The 23,652-nt window shown below is 64.4% G+C and carries 19 protein-coding genes and 2 tRNA genes; 9 read left to right on the forward strand and 12 right to left on the reverse strand.

The features are described 5' to 3' along the window. Positions 1–7: 7 nt before the first annotated feature. The gene (gene cls / locus E8M79_RS09790) at positions 8–1,459 is read right to left on the reverse strand and encodes a cardiolipin synthase (protein WP_248304961.1); all 1,452 of its coding nucleotides are present in this window, start codon (positions 1,457–1,459) and stop codon (positions 8–10) included. Between the two features lie 236 nt (positions 1,460–1,695). Here cls and E8M79_RS09795 point away from each other — a divergent pair, with 236 nt between their 5' ends. Continuing rightward, positions 1,696–2,394, forward strand: coding sequence for a glyoxalase superfamily protein (locus tag E8M79_RS09795; protein WP_137151726.1), 699 nt, complete (start codon positions 1,696–1,698; stop codon positions 2,392–2,394). A 26-nt stretch (positions 2,395–2,420) separates the two neighbouring features. Here E8M79_RS09795 and E8M79_RS09800 read toward each other — a convergent pair whose 3' ends face one another. The 6 genes from E8M79_RS09800 to E8M79_RS09825 form a co-directional block, all read right to left on the reverse strand. Then, positions 2,421–3,470, reverse strand: coding sequence for a cysteine synthase A (locus E8M79_RS09800; RefSeq protein WP_137151727.1), 1,050 nt, complete (start codon positions 3,468–3,470; stop codon positions 2,421–2,423). A 151-nt stretch (positions 3,471–3,621) separates the two neighbouring features. Next, complete coding sequence (locus E8M79_RS09805; RefSeq protein ID WP_137151728.1) at positions 3,622–5,028, reverse strand: deoxyribodipyrimidine photo-lyase; 1,407 nt, start codon at positions 5,026–5,028, stop codon at positions 3,622–3,624. 48 nt (positions 5,029–5,076) lie between these two features. Then, positions 5,077–5,532: an SRPBCC domain-containing protein gene (locus tag E8M79_RS09810; RefSeq protein WP_171015809.1), complete on the reverse strand. Its 456-nt coding sequence runs from the start codon at positions 5,530–5,532 to the stop codon at positions 5,077–5,079. Positions 5,533–5,755: 223 nt separating this feature from the next. Then, a tRNA-Asn gene (locus E8M79_RS09815) sits at positions 5,756–5,830 on the reverse strand. 103 nt (positions 5,831–5,933) lie between these two features. Then, positions 5,934–6,548 carry an NTP transferase domain-containing protein gene (locus E8M79_RS09820; protein WP_137151730.1) on the reverse strand — a complete coding sequence of 205 codons (615 nt, stop codon included), beginning with the start codon at positions 6,546–6,548 and terminating at the stop codon, positions 5,934–5,936. Continuing rightward, entirely contained in the window at positions 6,545–7,759 is a 1,215-nt protein-coding gene (locus tag E8M79_RS09825) for a benzoate/H(+) symporter BenE family transporter (protein ID WP_248304962.1), read from the reverse strand. The genes E8M79_RS09820 and E8M79_RS09825 overlap by 4 nt, the downstream gene beginning before the upstream one ends. Before the next feature lie 139 nt (positions 7,760–7,898). Between E8M79_RS09825 and E8M79_RS09830 the strand changes: the two genes are divergently transcribed. From E8M79_RS09830 to E8M79_RS09855, 6 genes are all read left to right on the forward strand, one after another. Then, positions 7,899–7,972, forward strand: a tRNA-Cys gene (locus tag E8M79_RS09830). Positions 7,973–8,145: 173 nt separating this feature from the next. Next, on the forward strand, positions 8,146–8,799 hold the full coding sequence (locus E8M79_RS09835; RefSeq protein ID WP_137151731.1) for a protein-L-isoaspartate O-methyltransferase: 654 nt from the start codon (positions 8,146–8,148) through the stop codon (positions 8,797–8,799). A 133-nt stretch (positions 8,800–8,932) separates the two neighbouring features. After that, positions 8,933–10,297 carry a TolC family outer membrane protein gene (locus E8M79_RS09840; protein ID WP_137151732.1) on the forward strand — a complete coding sequence of 455 codons (1,365 nt, stop codon included), beginning with the start codon at positions 8,933–8,935 and terminating at the stop codon, positions 10,295–10,297. Positions 10,298–10,526: 229 nt separating this feature from the next. Then, positions 10,527–11,399, forward strand: a complete 873-nt coding sequence (locus E8M79_RS18670) for a DUF2497 domain-containing protein (protein WP_137151733.1) — start codon at positions 10,527–10,529, stop codon at positions 11,397–11,399. A gap of 176 nt (positions 11,400–11,575) precedes the next feature. Further along, positions 11,576–14,335 carry a valine--tRNA ligase gene (locus E8M79_RS09850; protein WP_137151734.1) on the forward strand — a complete coding sequence of 920 codons (2,760 nt, stop codon included), beginning with the start codon at positions 11,576–11,578 and terminating at the stop codon, positions 14,333–14,335. Between the two features lie 77 nt (positions 14,336–14,412). Then, positions 14,413–15,420, forward strand: a complete 1,008-nt coding sequence (locus E8M79_RS09855; protein ID WP_171015810.1) for a CorA family divalent cation transporter — start codon at positions 14,413–14,415, stop codon at positions 15,418–15,420. A gap of 43 nt (positions 15,421–15,463) precedes the next feature. Here the strand turns inward: E8M79_RS09855 and E8M79_RS09860 are convergent, their stop codons facing one another. Continuing rightward, positions 15,464–17,311, reverse strand: a complete 1,848-nt coding sequence (locus E8M79_RS09860; RefSeq protein WP_137151736.1) for an ABC transporter ATP-binding protein — start codon at positions 17,309–17,311, stop codon at positions 15,464–15,466. A 776-nt stretch (positions 17,312–18,087) separates the two neighbouring features. Between E8M79_RS09860 and E8M79_RS09865 the strand changes: the two genes are divergently transcribed. Further along, entirely contained in the window at positions 18,088–18,819 is a 732-nt protein-coding gene (locus E8M79_RS09865) for a tetratricopeptide repeat protein (protein WP_171015811.1), read from the forward strand. 27 nt (positions 18,820–18,846) lie between these two features. Here the strand turns inward: E8M79_RS09865 and xth are convergent, their stop codons facing one another. The 4 genes from xth to E8M79_RS09885 form a co-directional block, all read right to left on the reverse strand. Then, positions 18,847–19,626, reverse strand: a complete 780-nt coding sequence (xth, locus tag E8M79_RS09870) for an exodeoxyribonuclease III (protein WP_137151738.1) — start codon at positions 19,624–19,626, stop codon at positions 18,847–18,849. A 51-nt stretch (positions 19,627–19,677) separates the two neighbouring features. After that, positions 19,678–20,793: a serine hydrolase domain-containing protein gene (locus E8M79_RS09875; protein WP_137151739.1), complete on the reverse strand. Its 1,116-nt coding sequence runs from the start codon at positions 20,791–20,793 to the stop codon at positions 19,678–19,680. 9 nt (positions 20,794–20,802) lie between these two features. Further along, positions 20,803–21,903, reverse strand: a complete 1,101-nt coding sequence (locus E8M79_RS09880; protein ID WP_171015812.1) for a serine hydrolase domain-containing protein — start codon at positions 21,901–21,903, stop codon at positions 20,803–20,805. 64 nt (positions 21,904–21,967) lie between these two features. Further along, positions 21,968–22,333 (reverse strand): iron-sulfur cluster assembly accessory protein, encoded by a 366-nt coding sequence (locus E8M79_RS09885; protein WP_137151741.1) that lies wholly within the window; start codon positions 22,331–22,333, stop codon positions 21,968–21,970. A 102-nt stretch (positions 22,334–22,435) separates the two neighbouring features. On the opposite strand from E8M79_RS09885, the gene E8M79_RS09890 reads away from it, so the two are divergent. Next, positions 22,436–23,629, forward strand: a complete 1,194-nt coding sequence (locus tag E8M79_RS09890) for a deoxyguanosinetriphosphate triphosphohydrolase (protein ID WP_137151742.1) — start codon at positions 22,436–22,438, stop codon at positions 23,627–23,629. The last annotated feature ends 23 nt before the right edge of the window (positions 23,630–23,652 follow it).

Here is a 23,652-nt window from a genome sequence, read left to right on the forward strand (position 1 = left end):
GTGCATCCTAGAGTACGGGGGAGAGCAGGCGGGCCGCCTGGGTGAGAAAGCGCATCGGCCAGCTGCGGGCCCTGACTTCGTCGATGGTCACTTCGCGGCAGCATGTGAAGTCATCGAGCAGCATGTCCTGCACTGCCTTGATGGTCATGGCGTCGGTAAACCACAGGGTGATCTCGAAATTGATGGCAAAGGAGCGATTGTCGAAATTGGCGCTGCCGATGGTGGCGATCTGGTCATCCACCAGCACCACTTTCTGGTGCAGAAAACCGTCGCGATAGCGATGGATGGCCACGCCATGCTCGATCATCGCATCGGCATGGGCAATGCTGGCCAGCCACACCAGTTTGTGGTCAGGCTCATTGGGCAGCATGATGCGCACGTCCACACCGCGCAGCTTGGCGGCGTACAGCGCCGTGCGGATATCGGTGTCGGGCACGAAATAGGGGCTGACGATCCATAGCCGCTCCCGCGCCCGCCCGATCACATCGGTGAAGGCAATGGCGCATTCTTCCAGCCGGTCGGCCGGGCCGGTCCCCATGACCAGCACGCTCTTGTCGCCGGGCGTCGGCACGTGCTCGGGCGGCGCGGCCGGCAGCACTTCGCCCGTGGCCCATTCCCAGTCCTCGCGGAACAGCAGGCTGCAGCCCAGCGCCGCCGGGCCGCGCACATGCACATGTGTGTCACGCCAGTGCCCGAACTTGGGATCCTCGCCCAGATATTCCACGCCCACATTGTGCCCGCCCACCCAGGCCTGTTCGCCATCGACCACCACGATCTTGCGGTGATTGCGGTAATTGATGCGGGTCGGGCCATAAAAACGCATGATCTTGTGGCGCTGGTTGAAGCCAGCCACCTTGATGCCGGCCTCCCGCAACTGCGTGCGATAGCGCTTGGGCATGCCCGTGCTGCCGATATCGTCATAGAGCAGATAGACCTTCACCCCGGCCTTGGCCCGGGCGATCAGCCGCTCCGCCAGCTCCTGGCCCAGCGCATCGTCGCGCACGATGTAGAATTGCACCAGCAGGTAATGCTTGGCCTGGTCAATGCCGGCAAAGATGGAGTCAAAGGTGGCTCTGCCATCGATCAGGATGTCCACCTCATTGCCGCTCAGGAACGGCACTTCGGATACTTTGGTCTGCACTGGCCACAGCGCGCTGGTGTCGCTGTCGATCAACATCAGATCCTTGGCGCGCAGCGGTCGCGCCGCGCGGCCATTGCGAATGCGGTCAGTCGCGTAGTCGTCAAAGGCTTTCCAGCCGAAGATCAGATAAAGAAAGGCCGTCGGAAACGGCAGCAGCGCCAGCGCCAGGATCCAGGCAATCGAGCCCTGTGAGGTGCGCGAGATCATGATCTCGCGCACGGCGCAGACAAAGGCCAGCACATAGAGCAGGCCCATGACGGCCGCCACTATGTGTAGCTCGGCAACCAGACTCCCTAGGAAATACTCAATGCCGATCAAGCCAACCGCCCAGATTCGTGGAACCCCAGACTTCTAGCATGCCTGAGACGAAATAGGGTGCAGGTTGACAGCTGTCCGGCATGCGGCCATCTTCGGTGTCGGGCACGTGCAGCCCGCCGCTCGCACCCTCAAGGGTTGGTGAATGCACGCATCTTGGACAGGTTTGACCTCACACGGGCAAACCGTCAGCAATGCGAGCACTGACTAATATTTGCCCGGCAGAGTAGGATCAAACCATGCACAGTTTCATGGACTCCAAGCTTATGGCCAAACTGCTGCGGCAGGCGCTGGCCGAGCGCAATATCGACGTTTCGCATGCAGACAGCCTCGAATTGGTGGCCCGCCAGTTCGGTGTGGCCAACTGGAATATTCTGAGTGCGCGCATTGCAGCCGGCGCTAGCGCGCCGGAAGGTGCGACACCGCAGGGTTGGCGCCGGTCGGGAAAAGGCACCAAGTTCTACCGTGTCGGCGTCGACAAGGCGCTCAAGGCCGCTTGGGTGGAAAGCAAACCCGAACTGGTCGACACCATTCGCGATGATGACTTCTGCACGCTCATGCAGACAGTGGACGCTGCGCCATACCGCGGCATGCGGCTGCGCCTGAGTTGCCAACTGCGGGCGGCGGGCGTCGACGGCGGGGTCACCCTGTGGTTCCGTGTCGACGGTCCCACCGGTTCGCTGCGCTTCGAGAACATGGAAGGCTATGAGAGCGGCGGGGTGATTGCCGGAACCAGCGATTGGGTCGACCGCCAGATCGTCCTGGACGTGCCGCAAGACGCCACTTCGGTCAATTTTGGGTTCTACCTCAAGGGCAATGGCCGCGGCTGGGCACGCAACGTCGCACTAGAGCCGGTTGAGCAGACCGTGATGGTCAGTACGCCCCATGGCGGCACCTTGCCGCGGCCCACAAATCTGAGCTTTGTGGACCTCCACTAGCAGCAATGCACTCTGGCGAGCCGGTGTCACACCGGCTCCGCCTCGATCACGCTGGAGATGTCCATCGGCGTGCGCCCTTCCATCCAGGCGGGCACCGGCAGGTTCTTGCCGCGCAGGAACTCGGGATTGAAAATCTTGCTGGCGTAGCGATTGCCGTAGTCGCACAGGATCGTGACAATGGTCTTGCCCGGCCCCAGGTCGCGCGCCATGCGCACGGCGCCGGCGATATTGATGGCGCTCGAGCCGCCCAGGCACAGGCCCTCATGTTCGAGCAGGTCGAAGATATAGGGCAGGGCTTCGCTGTCAGGGATCTGGTAGGGATTGTCGACGGTCAGGCCCTCAAGATTGGCCGTGATGCGGCCCTGGCCGATGCCTTCGGAAATCGAGTCGCCAGACGACTTGAGCGCGCCATGCGCGTAATAATTGTAGAGCGCAGCGCCCTCGGGGTCGGCCAGGCCGATCTTGATTGATGCATTGCGCGCCCGCAGCGCCGTCGCCACGCCGGCCAGCGTACCACCCGAGCCGACCGCACAGATAAAGCCGTCGATCTTGCCGCCGGTCTGCTCCCAGATTTCGGGGCCCGTGGTTTCGATATGGGCCTGTCGATTGGCCACATTGTCGAACTGGTTGGCCCAGATCGCGCCGCCGGGCAGCTCGGCATTGAGCTTTTCGGCCAGGCGACCGGAAATCTTGATGTAATTATTGGGGTTCTTGTAGGGCTTGGCCGGAACCTCGATCAGCTCGGCGCCATAGAGGCGCAGCGCGTCCTTCTTTTCCTGGCTCTGGGTCTGCGGGATCACGATCACGCTCTTGTAGCCCAGCGCATTGGCCACCAGCGTCAGCCCGATGCCGGTATTGCCCGCCGTGCCTTCCACGATCGTGCCGCCCGGCTTGAGCCGGCCCGAGGCAATGGCGTCCCGGATGATGTAGAGCGCCGCCCGATCCTTCACCGACTGGCCCGGATTGAGGAACTCGGCCTTGCCCCAGATCTCGCATCCGGTCATCTCGGACACGCGGTTGAGGCGGATGAGCGGCGTCTTGCCGATGGCGGCAATCAGGTCTTTGTGGGCAAACATGGGGCGATCTGCTGGTCTGGTGAACCCGGATGGTAGGGCGCGCGTTGCGGACCTGCAAGCCATAACCGCCTGTCTGGGCAGGGCTTTCCGTCCCTGTGCCCGGTCGCGCAATGCCAGTGCGCGCCAACGCACCTGACGCAATATCATTCCTCTACAGCGCTGCCGCCGCCGCCAGCGCCCGCTCGCGCGAGGTCTTGAGATCAACGATGGGCCGCGGATAGTCCCGGCCCAGCCGGACGCCCGCCGCCGCGACAATGGCCGGTGGCGCTTCCCAGGGGCTGTGAATTTCGGCATCGGGCAGTCGCGCCAGCTCCGGCACCCAGCGGCGGACATAGTGGCCGTCGGGGTCAAAGCGTTTGCCCTGCGTTACCGGATTGAAGATGCGGAAATAGGGCGCGGCATCCAGCCCGCAACCGGCCACCCATTGCCAGCTGGCCGGATTGCTCGCCACATCGGCGTCCACCAGGCAATCCCAGAACCACTGCTCGCCCAGGCGCCAGTCGATCAAAAGGTTCTTGCTCAGCAGCGAGGCGACCAGCATGCGCACGCGATTGTGCATGCTGCCGGTCTCCCAGAGCTCGCGCATGCCGGCGTCGATGATCGGCAGGCCGGTGCGCCCGGCCTGCCAGGCGGCGAGGTCTTGTGGCGCGTCGCGCCAGTCGAGCGCGCTGTACTTCGCCTGCATCGGCTCTTGGGCAATATCGGCGCGATGGTAGAGCTGGTGATAGCTGAAGTCGCGCCAGGCCAGTTCGGACAGGAATTTGTCGACCGCCGGGGCGATGCCCGGGTGCATCTGCGCTGCAAGGCTCGCCGCCTGCCAGATCTGGCGTGGGCTGATCTCGCCAAAGCGCAGGTGCGGCGACAGCCGCGAGGTGACGGACCGCGACGGAAAATCCCGCTCCTCGGCATAATCGGCCACGCGATCCTCAAGAAAGGACGCCAGGGCGGCCTGCGCCGCCGCTTCGCCGATTCTCCAATGGGGGGCCAATTTGCCAGCCCAGTGCGGCTGCCGATAGTCGCCATCCACCGGTTGCACGGCACGGGCCGGCCCGGCCGCCGGCGCGGGCAGGGGGCTGGCCATGGGGATCGGCCGCAGGCTCTTCCAGAACGGCGTGAACACCGAATAGGGCTTGCCGGTGCCCGTGGTAATTTCCCAGGGCTCGATCAGCAGATTGGCCGCAAAGCTCTCGACGGTGACGCCGTCGGCGCGCAATTGCGTCTTGATGGCGCTATCCACGGCGCGCTCGCCGGGGGCATAGCGCCGGTTCCAATAAACGGACGCCACCTGATGCTCTGCCACCAGCCGGGGCAGCACTTCGGCCGGATCGCCGCGGTCGACGATCAGGGCAATGCCCCGCGCCGCCAGCGCCGTCTCCAGCGCCACCAGGCTCTGATGCAGCCACCAGCGTGCCGCGCCGCCGGGCGGGCGCACGTCGTCGGTCTCTTCATGGATATAGAGCGCTATGGCCACGCTGCCGCCCGAGACGGCAGCACTCAGGGCAGGATTGTCGGCCAGGCGCAGATCGTTGCGCAACCAGGCAAGGTGTGTAGCGGCCATAAGGGTACTCCCATGGCCACTACGCGCCGGACGGCCCGGCAGTTCAACCTATTCGAGCACTTCGGCCAGATGTTCGAGCGCGGCGCTCCAGGCCTCGATGGAAAAGATGCGCGATTCCGCATCGGCATGCGCCAGGCCGCGCTCGGTCAGCGTGATCTGCGTCTGCTCGGTGCCAATGGCTTTGAAGCGAATGTCGAGCACGAAGATCAGATCGTCTTCCGCATCCTCGGCATCCTTGTGCACCCAGCTCATCACCAGCTTTTCGTTTTCCACGAACGCCAGGATTTCCCCGCTGACCGTGTGGTCCTCTGGGTCCTCGTCATCGCCGAAGGTGGTAAACTTGTATTCGCCGCCCTCAAAGGCATCGAGCTCGGCCTCATCGGCCTGCCATTGCTCGATCAGGGCCGGGTCGGTCCAGGCCTTGAACACGTCATCGATATGCGCATCGATGGTGCGGCTGAGGGTAATCTGGCTTTCATTGTCCAGATCCATGCCATTACTCATGATCTGCGCCTTTCTGACGGTTTCGCACCTGTGCCGGTTCGGTGACAGCGCGGTGCACGGTTTGCTAGCCATTCGGCCCCAAGTGTCACCCCATTTGGCGGGGCATGTCACTGCACAGGGCGCAATGGCAGCACAAAATGATGATCAGCCGGTTTTGCCTGCTGTCAAAGCGTCTCTGATCAACTGTGTGGGAAAATCTGCCCGCATCGGGCGGGGGAACGAATGGCTCCGCGGGTAGGATTCGAACCTACGACCAATCGGTTAACAGCCGATTGCTCTACCACTGAGCTACCGCGGATCACCTTCGTTGTCCTTCTTGCGAAGGCGAGGGTCATGTACCGAACTTGATTTGGTTTGCCAAGCCCCAATTGCCGCTCGTGTGAATAACTTGCGACAAAGCGCTAGCCATTCGCCCGATTTTGCAGCGCTATCAGGTCTTTAACCGTATTGAGATTGGCGAAGGGATTGGCCTTGGCCCTGGGACACCAATCGACGCGCACCGCGCCGAGCGCTTGCTGCAGGGCCTTGAGGCTGGCCGGGGGCGCCACTGCTTGAGCCCCGGAAACCAGGCTTTGCAGCGCCTCCAGCCGCCACAGCGCATTGGGGGGATAGAAGTCATCACCCCAGGCGGCATAGGCCGCGGGGGCCGCACCGAGGCCAGATTCGAGCAACGCCACGAAATCCTGCGGCAAGAACGGCGTGTCCACCGCTACCGAGACCAGTGGGCCCCTGGTGATTCCCTTTTCCGCCAAATACTTGACGGCCGCCAGCAGCCCCGCCAGCGGCCCGCCCGGTGTATCGGCCAGATCGGGCACGGCGAAGCAATCAGGGGGCAAAACAAGTCTCTGCGGGGCCGGTCCCATGCCGACCAGCACCGGGCTTTGCACCGGGCCCAGGGCCGCAAGGACCCGCTCCAGCAGGCGTTGGTTCCCGATCCGCAGATCGCCCTTGCGCACCCCGCCCAGCCGCGCACCGGCGCCGCCGGCGATGATCACGGCATGGGGCAGGCCGGTCATGTCCCCAGATTCTCCGGCTTTGGCCTTATGCCCAGCCGTAGCAGCAGCAGCATGGCGATGCCGCCCACCAGGCCCCAGAACGGCGCGCCGACGCCCAGCACAGTGATTCCCGAAGCCGTTGTAACGAAAGTGAAAATTGCCGGCAGCCGCACGTCCTCATGCGCCAGGGCCCCCGCCAGAGCCGCCGTCAGGCTCGACAGCAATGCCAGCCCGGCAACGGCCTGGATCAGGATGGGCGGCGAAGCGGCGATGAAGGCCGCAGCCAGGCTCGCCGCGGGCGCCAGCAGCAGATAGACCACGCCGGCCGAAATCGGCGCCGGCCAGCGCTTCTCGTGATCCGGATGCGCCTCGGGCCCGGCGCAGATCGCCGCGGTGATGGCCGCCAGATTGCTGGTGTGCCCGCCAAAGAACGCCGTGGCGGCGCTCGAAATGCCGGTGAGGATGAACATCGGCGCCGGCGGCAGGGTATAGCCATTGGCCTGCATCACCGCGAGCCCCGGCAGGTTCTGCGAGGCCATGGTGACAATATAGACCGGCAGGCCGATGCGGATGATGGCATCGGCCGTGAACACCGGCATCACCGGCACAAACACCGGCCAGCTGCCATCCAGCGCGCCCGGCGGCAGATGGGTGGTGGCGGCCAGCAGCACGCCGGTGACCACCACCGCCAGCGGCACGGCGAAGCGGCGGGCAAAGCGCAGGCCCAGCACCCAGGCCAGCAGAATGGGCAGCGCCAGCGCCGGCAGCTCGGCAACCGCCTTGATCGGCGCCAGACATAGCGTCAGCAGCATGCCCGCCAGCATGGCATTGGCGATCGGCGCCGGAATGGAGGCCACCAGCCGCGCCAGCGGCCGGATCAGCCCGGTCAGCACCAACAGGCCTGCCGCCACCAGGAACGCTCCGGCCACCGCCGGAAAGCCGCCCACCGGCTCGCCAACGGTCAGGATGAAGGCCACGCCCGGCGTCGACCAGGCAAAGCTCGCCGGAATCCTGAGCCGCGCGCTGACCACAATATTGAGGATGCCAATGGCAATACACACCGTCATCAGGCCAGAACCGGCCTGCTGCGGCGTCGCCCCAGCCGCCGTCAGCGCTGCCAGCACCAGGGTAAAGGTGCTGGCATAGCCAACGATGGCTGCCAGGGCGCCGGCCATGATGGGCTGGAAAAAGCTGCGGGCCCCGTCCCCGGACACCGTCTCGATCTTGCTCACGCGACTCTCCACAAATGATGGCGACACCCTAGGCAGCCCCGCCGCCTTGGTGAAGCGCAAACGCAACGGCACGGCGCTAACACTTTGGCAACCTGCTCGCTTGCATATGGAAGGGCGCTCGATTAGATAGCGCCGCAGAGGCCTCGTGGCGGAGTGGTTACGCAGCGGATTGCAAATCCGTGTACTCCGGTTCAATTCCGGACGAGGCCTCCATTTTTCCTTTCAATTGTGTGACATTGACACGGCCTGCGGTAGACAACCGCTGCCCCGCACATGGCTCCCATGCGTGAATCATTTTGCCGCGCCCCGCAAACGTGGCTTGCCAAGCGGGCGAGGGGAGGGATATTCACGTCCAGCATATGGGCGTATGGGGCGGATAATCGCAAATGACGGATTTCGGGCGGCTGCGGGCCGTGATGGTCGACAATCAGTTGCGGACCAGCGGTGTGACCGAGCGGGGCGTTCTGGCGCAGATGGGTGCGGTTCCCCGCGAGCGTTTTGTCCCTGTTGAGCGTCAGGGCCTGGCCTATATCGACGATATTCACTGGCTTGGCGGCGGCCGCGAGCGCTTCATGATGGCGCCGGCAACCCTGGCCAAGCTGCTGCAGCTGGCCGAGATCACCGAGACCGACAGCGTGCTCGATGTCGGCGCCGGCACCGGCTATGCCACCGCCGTGATTGCGGGCCTTGCGGCCACTGTCGTCGGGCTTGAGGCCGATGCGGCCTTGGCCCAGGCCGCAAAGGACAATCTGGCTGGGCTTGGCCTGGCCAATGCCAGCGTGATTTCAGGCGATCTGGACGCCATCGGCACCCGCATGTTCGACCTTGTATTCGTCCAGGGCACACTCGATATCGTCCCAAATGCCTTGCTGGGCGCCGTCAAGGACGGTGGTCGCCTGGTCGCTTTGGTGCGCGATGGTGGCGTCTCGGTGGCCAGCGTCTTCGTCAAGACCGGTAGCACGGTGACGGCACGCGGCGAGTTCAATGCCACCCTGCCTGCGCTCGACACGCGGCCCAGGGCGGTCGAGTTCGTATTCTGATTGCATGGATGAACCCGTTGCAGCGATGCAACGCAGCGTGGTCATCCGTACATTAAACTTTGGTATTGTCGGCCGCCGCAGGTTGTTAACCCATGCCGCGCGGCTATAAAGTTCTGGTGTTCTGGAGGCGGCGATGAGTTTTCGCAGAAGTTTGGCGGCTAGCGCTCTGGCTGTGTTCGCAAGTGCAATTGCGGTGAGTGGCGCCCAGGCGCAGTCCATCGCCCAGGCTTTGACCATTGCCTATGATCATGCGCCGGACCTGCAGTCCGCGCTGCTCAATGCCAAGGCCTCTGCCGAAAATATTGCGCTGGCCAAGGCTGGCACCCGCCCCACGCTGGGCGCATCGGTGACCGGCAACTACAGCTGGGCCCTGACCGGTGGCAAGTTCACCGATGGCACCTCGCTGACCACCGGCCTGTCCTATAATCAGACGCTTTACGACGGAAACAAGACCAATTCCGAAATCGAGGCGGCCCGCGCCGGCGCGGAAGCGGCCGAATACCAGATCCGCAATACCGAGCAGAACGTGCTGCTGGCCGTGGTGCAGGCCTATGTCGCCGTGCTCAGCAACAGCCAGCTGGTGGCGCTGCGGCAGGAAAATCTCTCCTTCTTCCAGGCGCAGCTGCAGTCGGCCCGCGATCGGCTCGACGTGGGCGAGGGCACCCGCATTGATGTGGCCCAGGCCGAGGCCCGTCTGGCCCAGGGCGACGCGACCTATCGCGCTGCGCTGAGCAGCCTGGAAACCAGCAAGGCCACCTTTGAGCGCTATGTCGGGCAGGCGCCGCACAATCTGAGCGCCTCGCATAATTTCGGCAATCTGGTTCCCAAGGCCCTGGCCTCGGCCATCGCGGAGGCCGAGACTGGCCATCCGGCCATTCTGATGGCCAAGGCCGCCATCCGCGCTGCCCAGGCCAGCAGCAAGGCCGCCGAGGCCGGCTTTGGCCCCAAGGCCTCGCTGAACGGCAATGTCGGTTCCAAGATCACTGGACAGAATGGCTCGCCCACCGACGGCTTCAGCGGTTCGGTGTCTTTCCAGATCACCGTGCCGCTCTATGCCGGCGGCGCCATCGGCGCCAGCGTGCGCAAGGCCAATATCGAACAGATTAAATCCGAGGTGGACGCCATGTCCTCCTATGACAAGATCCGTGAATCGGTGATTTCGGCCTGGGCCGGTATCCAGAGCGCCGATGCGCAGATCTCGGCTGCCAGTGCCGCCGTGTCGGCCGGCAAGACCGTGCTGGACGGCGTCATCCAGGAACGCGATCTGGGCACCCGCACCACGCTGGACGTGCTCAATTCTCAGGCCGAACTGACCACCGCCCGCGAGGGCCTGATCAATGCCTCCTCCAACAAGGTGCTGGCAACGTTCTCGCTGCTGGCCGCCATGGGCCATCTGACCGCGACGGACCTCGGTCTCAACGTCGAAGTCAAGTCAGCGGCGCGCTACACCGATGCCGTGGATGACGTCTGGGCCGAGCTGCGCACCGTCGCCGAATAGGCACACGATCACCATTGACCAGACTTGGTGGCCGGGCGCAGTCCCGGCCACAAGTTTTAGTGGAAGACCCTGTGTGCAACCCCCTGCACGATTCCTAATTTGCGTGGCGCAGTCTAAGGTATTGTTTACGAATCAGGGATTGGCTGCACTGGCGGAGCGCTGAAAGCCCCCGGATCGAGCGCGCGAGTATGAGGCATCGATGAACAAGCCGGCACCAAAAGAACCTTCCATGGACGAGATCCTGTCGTCCATCAGGCAGATTATCGCCGACGACGACGCCGCAGGGGCCCCCCGCCGACCCTCCATGCAGGCAGCCGCTGCGCCCATGGAAGCCGCGCCGGCCCGGTCCGCTGCTGGTTCGCTTGATCGCGACCTCAGCGACATGCTCGACGATATCGAGCCGCTGGCGCTGTCGCCGTCCCAGATTGTGTCCGACGATGACGATATCGGCGGCTTCAGCTTTGACTCCATCCTGGCCGATACCGAACCAGCCGCTGCTGACGACGATGATCCTATGGCTGCCGCCATGGCAGCGGTGCCTAACCTCGTTGACCCCGAAGATATCGCCTTTGCGCCCGAGCCGGTGGACGATGATCTGCCGTCTTTTGATCCGCCGCCGCAGCGCGCGCCCATGGCGCCGCCCAAGCCGGCCGCCGCTGCACCTGCGCCTGTCCGCGCGCCGATCATGCCCGAGCCAGAGCCGGAGCCTGAGCCCGCGTTTGAGCCGGAGCCGGCCTTCGAGCCCGAGCCGGAATTCACCCCGGCACCGGCCATGATCGAGCCCAGCTTCGATCCCGAGCCCGAGATGGCCGCGCCGCCGCCGCGCCCACAGCCGACCATCGCCCAGGCGGCGCCCATGCCCGATGCGCGCCTGTCCAGCGACATGGCCGATCAGCTGCTCGAGCCGGCCACCCAGGCGGCCGTACGCAGCTCGATGACCAAGCTCAATGGTCTTGGTCTCGGCAATGCCGGCGCCACCATCGAGTCGCTGATGCGCGACATGCTGCGCCCCATGCTCAAGGAATGGCTGGACGAGAACCTGCCGTCCGTCGTCGAGCGCATGGTGGAAAAGGAAATCGCCCGCATTTCGCGCGGCGAATAGCCTCTCCACGCCCTTGCGGCCCAGTCTGTAGCGACCCGTTGGCGCGGCACGCAGCCTATTGCGCGCCAAACCACGGGTTGGTGTTGACCCCGCCAGCCGCATTTGCTTGAAGTCTGCCAACCTATTGTTCGGCCCGCCACACCCGTTTGGCGGGTCGCTGCTGTTGCGAGTGACCTATGCTTGAAAAGTCCTATGAGCCTGGTGCCGTCGAGACGCGCGTCTATGCCGACTGGCTCAAGGCCAATGCCTTTGCCGCCGGGGCAGGGGCCGCGCCCGGCGCCGAGACCTTCACCATCGTCATTCCGCCGCCCAATGTGACGGGTTCGCTGCACATCGGCCACGCGCTCAACAACACCATCCAGGACATCCTGGTGCGGTTCAACCGCATGCTGCGCAAGGATGTGCTCTGGCAGCCGGGCACCGACCACGCCGGCATTGCCACCCAGATGATCGTCGAGCGCCAGCTGATGGAGCGTCAGCAGCCCGGTCGCCGCGCCATGGGCCGCGAAAAATTCGTCGAGCGGGTCTGGGAGTGGAAGGCCGAGAGCGGCGGCACGATCATGAACCAGCTCAAGCGCCTGGGCGCTTCGGCTGATTTTTCTCGTGAACGCTTCACCATGGGCGAGAACGGCGCAGCCGACGACCAGATGGTGCGCGCCGTCACCAAGGTGTTCGTCGAGCTGCACAAGCGCGGCCTGATCTATCGCGCCAAGCGCCTGGTCAATTGGCATCCTGGCCTGGAAACCGCCATCTCTGACCTCGAGGTCGAGAACATCGAGATCAAGGGCCACATGTGGCACCTGCGCTATCCGCTGGCTGATGGCGTAACCTACCAGTTCCCGATTGCGCATGATGAAGAGGGCAAGCCCACCGAGTGGGAAACCCGCGACTATATCATCGTCGCCACCACGCGCCCCGAAACCATGCTGGGCGACTCCGGCATTGCCGTGCACCCAACCGACGAGCGCTATGCCAGCCTAGTTGGCAAATTCGTCGACCTGCCGTTGGTTGGCCGCCGCATTCCCGTCGTTGCCGATGAATATGCCGACCCCACCCTGGGCACCGGCGCGGTCAAGATCACCCCGGCGCATGACTTCAACGACTTCGAGGTCGGCGTCCGCAACAATCTTGAGCAGATCAACGTCTTCACCACCCAGGGCGCAATCATCTCGGCCGATTTCGTGCCGGCCGATCTGCGCGGGCTCGACCGCTTTGTGGCGCGCAAGGCCATCGTCGCCCAGCTGACGGCGCTGGCCGAAGCTGAGCCCACCCGTGGCCTGGCGTTCATCGAAGACAAGAAGATCATGGTGCCGCATGACGAGAAGAGCAAACTCGTCGTCATCGAGCCCTTCCTGACCGACCAGTGGTGGGTCAAGGCCGATGTGCTGGCGCAGCCGGCCATGGCTTCGGTGCGCGAAGGCCGCACCAAATTCGTGCCGCAGCAGTATGAGAACACCTATTTCGCCTGGCTGGAGAACATCAAGCCCTGGTGCATTTCGCGCCAGCTGTGGTGGGGCCATCAGATCCCGGCCTGGTATGGCCCGGATAACGAGGCCTTTGTCGCCCAGAGCGCCGAAGAGGCGCAGGCGCTGGCCGATGCCCATTATGGCAAGCCGGTGACGCTCAAGCGCGACGAAGACGTGCTCGACACCTGGTTCTCCTCGGCCCTGTGGCCCTTCTCGACCCTGGGCTGGCCGGATGACACCGCCGAACTGCGCCGCTATTACCCCACCGATGTGCTGGTCACCGGCTTTGACATCATCTTCTTCTGGGTCGCCCGCATGATGATGATGGGGCTCGAATTCCTCAAGGAAGAGCCCTTCCATACCGTTTACATGCACGCCCTGGTCCGCGACGAAAAGGGCCAGAAAATGAGCAAGACCAAGGGCAATGTCATCGACCCGCTCGAGCTCATCGACCAGTATGGTGCCGATGCGACGCGCTTCACCTTGGCTGCCATGGCCGCCCAGGGGCGCGATCTCAAGCTCTCGATCAGCCGCGTCGAGGGCTATCGCAACTTCGTCACCAAGATCTGGAATGCCGCGCGCTTCCTCGAGATGAACGAGTGCCGCCGCGTCGACGGTTTCGACCCCAGGGGCAACACGCTGGCGCTCAACCGCTGGATCGTCGGCGCCACCGCCCGCGCAGCCGCTGCCGTCAGCAAGGGCATCGTCGACTACAAGTTCAACGAAGCCTCCAACGCCGCCTATGACTTCGTCTGGGGCACGTTCTGCGACTGGTATGTCGAATTCGCCAAGCCGGTGTTCATGGGCGAGGACGAGGCTGCCAAGGCCGAGACCCGCGCCACTGCCGCCTGGGCGCTCGACCAGATCCTGCTGATCCTGCATCCCTTCATGCCCTTCGTTACCGAAGAGCTGTGGGCCGAAACCGGCAAGCTCGGGCCGGCGCGCGCAAACATGCTGATCCTGTCCGACTGGCCCGATCTGTCTGGCCTTGAGGACGCCGAAGCCGATGCCGAGCTGACCTGGCTGATCGATGTGATCACCAATGTCCGCTCGGTGCGCAGCGAGATGAACGTGCCGGCCGCCGCCAAGCTGCCGCTGGTGGTGGTGGGCGCGGGCGAGACCACGCTCAAGCGCCTCGTCGCCGGCACCTCGCTCATCACCCGCCTGGCGCGGCTGGAGAGCATTTCGCCCCAGTCCGAAGTGCCCGGCGAATCCGCGCAGTTTGTCGTCGGCGAAGCCACCTGGGCGCTGCCGCTGGCCGAGTTCATCGACATTCCCACCGAAAAGGCGCGGCTGGAGAAGGAAGTGGCCAAGCTCGACGCCGAGGTCAGCCAGATCGACAAGAAGCTCGGCAATGAGCAGTTTGTCGCCAAGGCCCCCGAGGAAGTGATCGAAGAGCAGAAGGCCCGTCGCGAAGCCGCCGTCGAGCGGCGTCATCATATCGCCGAGGCGCTCAAGCGCCTTAGCTGATCCCTGGCATGGTCCGGCCCCTAGTGAGGGGTGGCCGGACCGGCCCCGACTGCTGTCAACCGAAGCGAGACCTGAGCATGGATGACACGCCCCGCGAACCACCCGCCAGAGCCCTGCAGAATGGCATGATCGGCGTTGGCGCCGTGCTGGTCTTTGATGGCAAGGGCGGCGTCGTCCGTCACGAACCCAGCGTCGAGACGCCCAAGATTCCGCTGCGCGGCTTCAAGCTGGTCTGCGGCAACTCCCGGGCGCCCGAATTCAAGGTCTGGCTCAAGGAAGAGCTGGGCGTGTTCAACGCCGACCTGCTCACTGTGCCCAGCACCCGCTCGCGCTGCACGGTGATCGAAGACCGCGCCATGGTGGTGATGCGCGTCGCCCGACCCGGCGCCGAGCCCGACGATATGGGCCGGCAATTGCTGACCCTGTGGATCGAAAAGGGCCGGGTGATCATTGCCTCCGAGCTCAATATTCTCGATTTCCTCGGCCTGACCAAATGGGAGAGCTCGCACCACGCGCCGGTGTCGCCGGCCGATCTGGTGGCCCGGCTGGGCCTGCGCGCGGCGGATCGGCTCGAACCCCTGGTCGAGCGGCTGGGCGACCGGCTCGACGAGATCGAGGAATCCCTGATCATCCAGAACGCCTCGCGCGCCCAGGGCAAGCTCAGCCATCTGCGCCGCACACTCATCAGCTTCCGCCGCATCGTCTGGCCGCAGCGCGATGTGCTCAATACGCTCGAGATCGAAGATCTCTCGCATTTCTCGCCACGCGACCGCATGCGGCTGCGCGAGGCCTCGGCCCGCTCGGCTCGCCTCGGCGATGAGTTGCAGGCGCTGTCCGAACGCGCCGTGCTGGTGCATGAGCAGATCATCGACGCCCGTGCCGAGCAGATGAACCAGACCATGCTGGTGCTGGCCGCGGTGACCGTGGTGTTCATGCCACTGACGCTGCTCACCGGCGCTTTGGGCATGAATGTGTCCGGCATTCCCTTCTCGGACAATCCACACGCCTTCTGGGTGGTCTGTCTGGCGCTGTTCGGCATGTCGCTGGGCATCATCTGGTGGATGCGCCGGCACCGCTGGCTTTAGCCAGGAGGAGGCCCCGGGCGGCGTGCCCGGAGCCCCGTTGCCCCTAGATGCGGGCTTGCACGCGATGCAGCCCGGCATAGAGCCCGTCTGCCGCCATCAGCGCGTCATGGGTGCCTTCTTCGCCAATGCCATTGGGCGTCAGCACCAGGATGCGGTCAGCCTGCCGCACAGTGGAGAGCCGATGCGCGATCACGATCGTGGTGCGCCCCTTGGCCAGCGACAGCAGCGACTGCTGCACCGCCCGTTCGCTCTCGTTGTCGAGGGCACTGGTGGCCTCGTCAAAGATCAGGATGGCCGGATCCTTGAGGAAGGTGCGGGCAATGGTCAGGCGCTGCTTCTGCCCGCCCGAGAGCTTGACGCCGCGCTGGCCGATATCGGTGTCGTATCCCTTGGGCAAAGCCATGATGAACGCATGCGCATTGGCCGCCTGGGCCGCCGCGATGATCTCCGCCTCGCTGGCATCGGGCCGCCCATAGCGCAGATTGTCCGCCACGGTGCCGCTGAACAGATACACATCCTGCTGCACCACGCCGATGCTGCGGCGCAGCGAGGCCAGCGTCAGCTGCCGCACGTCCCGGCCATCGATGCTGACCGCGCCGCCATCCACGTCGTAGAAGCGCGGGATCAGCGAACAGAACGTGCTCTTGCCCACGCCCGAGGGGCCGACCAGGGCCACGAACTCCCCGGGACGGATATCGAGCGACAGCCCATCGAACACCAGCCGCGCATCCGCTTCATAGCGGAACCGCACGTTGTCGAAGCGGATGGCGCCCGCCACCGAACCGATGTCGACCGCGCCGGGCGCATCGGTGATATCGGGCTCCTCTTCGAGTAGCTCCATGGCGCGCACGAAGCCGGTATAGCCCTCCTGCCAGAGGCGGATGAAGTTATCCAGCCGCCGGATAGGGTCGACCAGCACCCCCACGCAGAGCAGGAACGTCAGCATGTCCGACACGGTCAGCTGGGCATTCAGGATCCGGATGGCCCCGGCCACGATGACCAGAATCGTTACCAGCTGAGAGAAGCCGTCCATGCCCGACCACAGCAGCGCCTCACTGCGATAGCCGTCGCGCCGGCTCTCGAAGAAGCGCTGATTCTCCACGTCGAAGCGGCGCAGCTCGTCGCGCTCATTGGCGAAGGACTGCACCACGCGCACGCCGGCCAGCGCGTCCTCGACCCGCTCGTTGACGGCCGCGATCTGCTCCTTGCTGCCTTTGAGCGCCACATGCATGCGGCTGTTGAAATGGCGGGCATAGACCACGGCGAGCGGCGTCAGCAGCACGATCAGGCTCGCCAGCACCGGATCGATATAGATCAGCACTGCCATGGCCCCAACGAATTTGAGCAGGCCGATGGCCAGGTCTTCCGGCCCATGGTGGAACAGCTCGCCCAGCCAGAGCGAGTCATTGCTGATCCGGCTCATCAACTGCCCGACGCGCTGCCGGTCATAGAAGCTGAACGACAGCTTCTGGCAGTGCTCGAACAGTTCGCGACGCACATCGGCCTCGATGCGCGCGCCCATCACATGGCCCTTGTAGTCCACGAAATAGGTCGCCAGCGTCTGGATGGCGAAGATGGCCAGCATGATGCCGCCCATGACCAGGATGGGCACAAGCCCATTCTCATCGCCCGTGAGGCTGGTGAGATGGCTGGTGATGTAGTTGGCGCAGAGCGGCAGGGCGACGGCCGTCGCCGCCACCAGCACGGCGCAGCTCAGCACCGCTGCCAACAGGGCGCGATGGGGTCGGTAATAGCCGACGAAGCGGGCAAACCGCCGGCGCCAGACCGGTGCTGCCACGCCCGATGGGCTCGATGTCAGGAAAAGGCGCGCGAGAAGGCTCTTACGGCTGGCGTCTGTTTGCGCCCCCGTCCACGGAAATTGAAAGTGCATGACCGATGATGTCCGAATGAGTGGGATTGGTGTTCAGTGCGGACAGGGTTTTCATCGGTCGCTCCCAAGCGTGGATGGCAGATGCGCCAACCATGCGGGGGCAAGTGCCGGTCGGCAACTGGTTTTGTGACCTCGCGCGGCGGATCGGCGGCGGCTGTGGCAGCCGCGACACGCCCGCCATGCCCCCATATATGTGACGAATCAGCAACAACGGCAGCCAAACGATTTGGCCGCCCGAGATCGCAACCATTTGGCGATATTTGTCGCCACAATCTGGCGCTATCGAGATTACAAGGCATCCGGGGGCGGGTGACTGCAGTGATTGCCATCAGGTCGACGCGCATGCTTTTGCTGGTGCGGATAGCCGTTGGGCGCCCGCTCTTCTTTGAAGGCGCGGACTGCAGAGTGGCGGGAAGGCGAGACGGCGACGTGGCCAGCACAAGTGCAGATATGTCGATGACCCCACCGGGTTCTCTCAGCCTTTTGAACGCAATTTCGTGAACGGCTCGGCTTCAATGCGGTCACAAACGAAGTTTACCAAATTCTTAATGCTGGCGTTGCGCCCGACCGATCCTGCCCCGATGATGGGCGTCGGAGGCCGTGCGGACGCTGGGGCATCAGGCGCCATTGTGCCGGATCTGCCCTGTGACATGAGTGTTCTGAATGGCGCCCGCGTGATGGCGGGCGGAAGGAGTATTATGCGCATCGCGAGGGATAACCCCCTGACGTCCGTTGCGCTGGCAGCCGTCCTGTCCATGTGTGTGGCAGTGCTGCCCGTGCATGCCCAAACCGCGGCAGATGCTGCGCTGGACATGGCCAACATGCTCGATGGCGCCGGTGGTGGTGTGTCAAGCGGCGAGCTGATTGCTGCTTTGCAGAATGCCGCCGATGCCGGTCAGCCCATGGCCATGTGGCAGCTGGGAACCATGTATGAGAATGGCGAAGGCGTGGATCGCGATCCCGCCAAGGCCTTTGGCTATTTTGCCCAGATCGCCAACCAGCATGCCGACACCGCGCCGCGTGGCGTGGAGGCTGACATTGTGGCGCGTTCCTTCGTCAAGGTCGGCGAGTACTACAAGGACGGCCTGCCGGATGCGGGAATCGCCGCCGATTCCGGGCGCGCCCATGCGCTGCTGCTGCATGCCGCAACCTATTTCGGCGATGCTGATGCGCAATATCGCGTCGGCCTGCTCTATCTCAGCGAGGATGAGCTGGGTGTGAACCCGCTGCAGAGCGCCCGCTGGTTCTCTCTGGCCGCCCGCAAGGGGCATTGCCCGGCACAGGCCCATTTGGGTGATCTGCTGTTCGCCGGCATGGACGGTATTGCTGCCCAGCCGGTGGAAGGGCTGATGTGGCTGACCATTGCGCAGCAGCGCTGTGCCAGCACAGCCGATGCGCCCTGGGTCAACAAGATGTTCGACAATGCCATGACGCTGTCGACGCCTGACGAACAGACCGAGGCGGGCAAGCTCGCCAAGTCCATCGCGCCGCAGTTCGCCGGTTTCTGATCCCTCTTGCCGCGTTGGCGGCAGGGATCAGAGGCGGAACTGGCCTTCGACCGGCACGTGGTCGCTCGGCTTGTCCCAGCCGCGCACATCCTTGTGGATCGTCACGCCATCGAGCAGATCCGCCGCCTGTGGCGAGAGCATCAGATGGTCGATGCGGATGCCCGCGTTGCGTCGCCAGGCCCCGGCCTGGAAATCCCAGAATGTATAGGCCGCTTCTTCCGTTGTGGCCCGCAGAGCATCGGTCATGCCCATGTTGCTGAGCGTGCGGAAGCGTTCCAGGCTCTCCGGGCGATAGAGCGCATCGCCCCACCAGGCCTCGGGGTCATGTGCGTCAATGGGCGCCGGGATGAGGTTGAAGTCGCCCAGCAGCACGAAGGGTTCTTCAAGCGCCAGCCGGTCAGCGACAAAGGCCTCCAGCCGGCGCATCCAGGCGAGTTTATAGGGAAACTTCTCGCTGTCGACCGGATTGCCATTGGGCAGGTAGATGCCGCAGACGCGCACCACGCCGGTTTCCACCGAGAACACACCCTCGATCAACCGGGCCTGTTCGTCGCTGTCATCGCCGGGCAGGCCACGCGTGACCTCGTCAAACGGCAGCAGCGACAGGATCGCCACGCCATTCCAGCTCTTCTGGCCATGCGTCTCGAGATTGTAGCCCAGCGCCTCGATCTCGGCGCGGGGGAAGCCCTCGTCGACCGACTTGATCTCCTGCAGCACCACGATGTCAGGCTTCTCCTGCGCCAGCCAGGTCAGCAGCAGTTCCAGCCGGGCCTTGATGCCGTTGATGTTCCAGGTCGCAATGCGCATGTCAGCCTCCGTGGTGGCGAACGCTACCCATACCGCGGGCAGGGGGCAACACTAGAGCGCGGCATAAACCGCGTTACACACCTCTGAACGATAGGCGCCATCGCTGCCCTCAAGCCCGGTATTGCTCATCGACAGCACGGTCAGCCCCTGCGCCGGATCGATGAACCAGTTGTGGCCATAGATGCCGCCCCAGCGGTTGGTGCCGGGCGAGACCGGCAGGCCCGCCACGCCAGGATCGGCAATATGGGCGCCCAAATAGCTGAACATCACGCCCGGGCCGACGGCCTGGTTTAGTTGCGGCGTCTGGTTGCGCAGGGCCAGCGCCACCGTCTCGGGCCGCAGGATTGTCCCGCCGCCACTGCGCAGCGTTTCCAGCAGCGTCATGAAATCGCCCGCCGTGCCCGCCGCGCCACCACCACCGGACTGGAAAGCCTTGGCATCAAAGATGCGGTCGGGGTCATAGCGCACCTTGGCGCCCCAGGGGCTCATTACTTCATGCGCCGTGCCCATGCGCTCCGGCCGGCCAGGATGGTCGCCATAGGCCGCCGCCAGCCGCGCCGGGTCGGTGACGAAGAATCCGGTGTCAACCATCCGCAATGGGCCGGTTACCCATTGTGCGATGGCATCGCCCGGCGTGCCGCCGCTCAGCCGCCCGGCAATCACGCCCAGCACATCGATCGACGGGCCATAGTTCCACTGCGTGCCCGGCGCGAACAACAGCGGCAGCGCCGCCAGCCTGGCCAGGGTCTCCTCGATACTGAAGTGCCAGCGATTGACCCCGTCCGCCGCTTCAGCCGGCGTCAGCATGGGGCCGGCGGCAAGACCCGACGTGTGAGTCAGAAGGTGATGGATGGTGATATCAGGCGCCGTGCCATCGGGTAGGCGCGGGGCAAAGCCCGGCAGGTGGCGTGTCACCAGATCATCGAGCGCCAGTCTGCCCGCATCGGCAAGCGCCAGGATGGTGGCGGCGACGACCGGCTTGGTCAGCGACGAGAAGCGAAAGATGGCGTCACCCGTCATGGCCCGGCCCGCCTCGCGGTCGGCCAGGCCATGCGCCTTGTCATAGAGCGGCACGCCGTCCTTGTGCACCTTGAGCACCGCCCCGACGATGCGCCCATCAGCAATCGCTTGGCCCACAACGGCGTCGAGACGGGTCTCAAGGCTCATCGCACTCTCCTAAAGCGAGGCGTAAACAGCGTCGCGGATGGCGTCGACATAGGGGCCATTGACCCCGGCTGGCGCCGTATTGCTCATCATCAAGACAGTCAGGTCGCGCGTGCGGTCGACGAACCAGGAATGGCCATAGACGCCGCCCCAGCCCAGCGTGCCGGGGCTCTCGGGCGTATTGGCCAGCTTGGGATCAACGATGATGTCGGAGAACAGGCTGAACTTGCAGCCCGGCACGCGATCGACTGCGCCGGTCTGCGGGCTGGCCGCCAGGCGGAAGGTTTCGGGCTTGAGCAGCTTGGGCGCGCCGCGGCGGACTTCCTCAAAAAAGGTGAAGAGGTCATCGGGCGTGCCCACCATGCCGGCGCCGCCGGATTGGAAGGTCATGAGGTTAAAGGCGCGCGAGGGCGAATAGATCAGCTCATTGCCCTGCTCGTCGCGCTGCGTATAGCTGTCGCCCATGCGCTCGGGCCCGGCGGGCGTATTGCCATAGTTGACCGAAAGGCGCCCGGCGTCGGTGACGTGAAAGGCCGTGTCAGCCATGCCCAGGGGGCCGGTGACATAGTGGTGCACGGCGGCTTCGAGCGTGTTCCCATAGACATTGGCGATCACCGCGCCCAGCACGTCGATGGCCACCGAATATTCCCAGGCCGTGCCGGGCGCAAAATGCAGCTCCAGCCCAGCCAGACGGGTGAAATTGGTCTCGAAATCAATGGTTTCGTCGCGCAGGCCCGCGGCAACGCCCGTACCACCATAATTGTAGCCCAGGCCAGCCGTATGGGTCAGCAGGTGGCGGATGGTGATGGTCGGCGTCTGGCCCTGATATTTCGGCGTGAAATAGGGCAGGTGGTCGGCCACGGCATCGTCCAGCGACAGCTTGCCAGCATCGCACAGCGCCAGCGCCGTCAGCGACACCATGGGCTTGGTCACCGAGGCAAGACGATAGATGGTGTCGAGCGCCGTGGGCGTGCCGGCTTCGCGGTCGGCGAGGCCAAAGCTCTTGCGATAGACCGGCTCACCGCCCAGCGACACCTGCACGGCGCCGCCGACGATTCGGCCTTCGGCCATGGCTGTTGCGGTGATCTGGTCGATGCTGCTGCTTAAACTCATGCTGTGCCTCCGATTCACGGGCAGCATAGGGCACGGCATCAGCTCAAAAGTCTAGTATGGTAGTTCAGACGGCGAAGCTGGTGCCGCAGCCGCAGGAGGCCACCGCATTGGGATTGCGGATCTGGAAGGCCTGGCCGATCAGATCGTCGACAAAGTCGATTTCCGAGCCGCCCATGAATTCCAGACTCATCGCATCGATCAGCACGGTCGCATCGCCCTTTTGCAGCACTATATCGTCGCTGGCCGGCTTTTCCTGTACGAGATTGTACTCATACTGAAAGCCGGAACAGCCGCCGCCGGCTACCGAGATACGCAGCACCGTGCCCTCAGCTTCCTTGGACAGAATGCGCGAAACGCGCTTGGCGGCGCGGTCGGTCAGCACCACGGTGCTGGTGGGGGCAGGGGTGGGCGCCAGGGCAATATCGGTCATTTGCTATCCAGGCCTGATGTGAAGACGCGATTTCGTTATGTCATAACGGTCTGGATAAAATAGGAACTCCCTCTGGAATTGAAAAGGGCCTTGTCATCACCGATGTGCGAAACCGCTTCCTATGCCAGCAAACCTGAAGCCTCGCTGGGGCGCGTGCAGGACACCGGACCCAGCCCGACCCGCAGCCCCTATCAGCGCGACCGGGACCGCATCATCCATTCCACCGCCTTCCGGCGCCTGCAGCACAAGACGCAGGTGTTCTTCCGCCACGACGGCAATCACTTCCGCAATCGCCTGACCCATACGCTCGAAGTCAGCCAGATGGCGCGCTCCATGGCCCGGGCGCTGCGGCTCGATGAGGACTTGGCCGAAGCGGTCGCCCTGTCGCATGATTTGGGCCACACCCCCTTTGGTCACGCTGGCGAACGCGCGCTGCATCGCGTCATGGCCGCCTATGGTGGCTTTGACCACAATATCCAGGCCATGCGCGTCGTCACCCGGCTGGAGAACCGCTACGCCGAGCACGATGGGCTGAACCTGACCTGGGAGACGCTCGAAGGCATCCTCAAGCACAATGGGCCGCTGGTCTATCCCGATGGCCGCCCCTATGGCCGCTATATCGAGGAAGGCCTGCCCAGCGGCCTCTTCGATATCCCGGCTGCGGCCGATCTGCGGCTCGACAGCCATGCATCGCTTGAAGCCCAGACCGCGGCCATTGCCGATGACATTGCCTATAATGCCCATGACATCGACGATGCGCTCCGCGCCGGGCTGATTACCCTCACCGATCTCCGCGATGTGCCACTGGCCAGCCCCATCGTCGCCGAAGTGCTCGCCCGCTATCCCGACATTGCGCCCAAGCGCCAGGCCCATGAGGTGCAGCGGCGTCTGATTACCCGCAGCATCGAGGATGTGATCACCACCACGGCGGCCAATATCGCGGACGCCGGCGTGATCACCGCCGAGGATGTGCGGCAGGCCGGGCGGACGCTGGTGCAATTCTCGCCCGATATCGCGGCGGCCGAAAAAGGGCTCAAGAGCTTCCTGTTCACCCGCGTCTATCGCCATGAATCGGTGATGGTCTGGGTGCGCCACAGCGAGGCGCTGGTCAGCCGGCTGTTTGAGCACTACATGACCAGTCGCGACCTGCCGGGCCGCTGGGCCGCCATGGCACAGGCCGCCGCGTCGGACGCGGCCCTGGCGCGGATCGTCGCCGACTTCATCGCCGGCATGACCGACCCCTATGCCATGGACGAATATGCCCGTTTGTTTGACGCTAGACCGGAATTCGGTTAACCCCGGCGCACTTCATTAGTCAG

Origin of the sequence: Devosia sp. FKR38 (assembly GCF_005222805.1) — a bacterium.
Classification (GTDB): domain Bacteria; phylum Pseudomonadota; class Alphaproteobacteria; order Rhizobiales; family Devosiaceae; genus Devosia.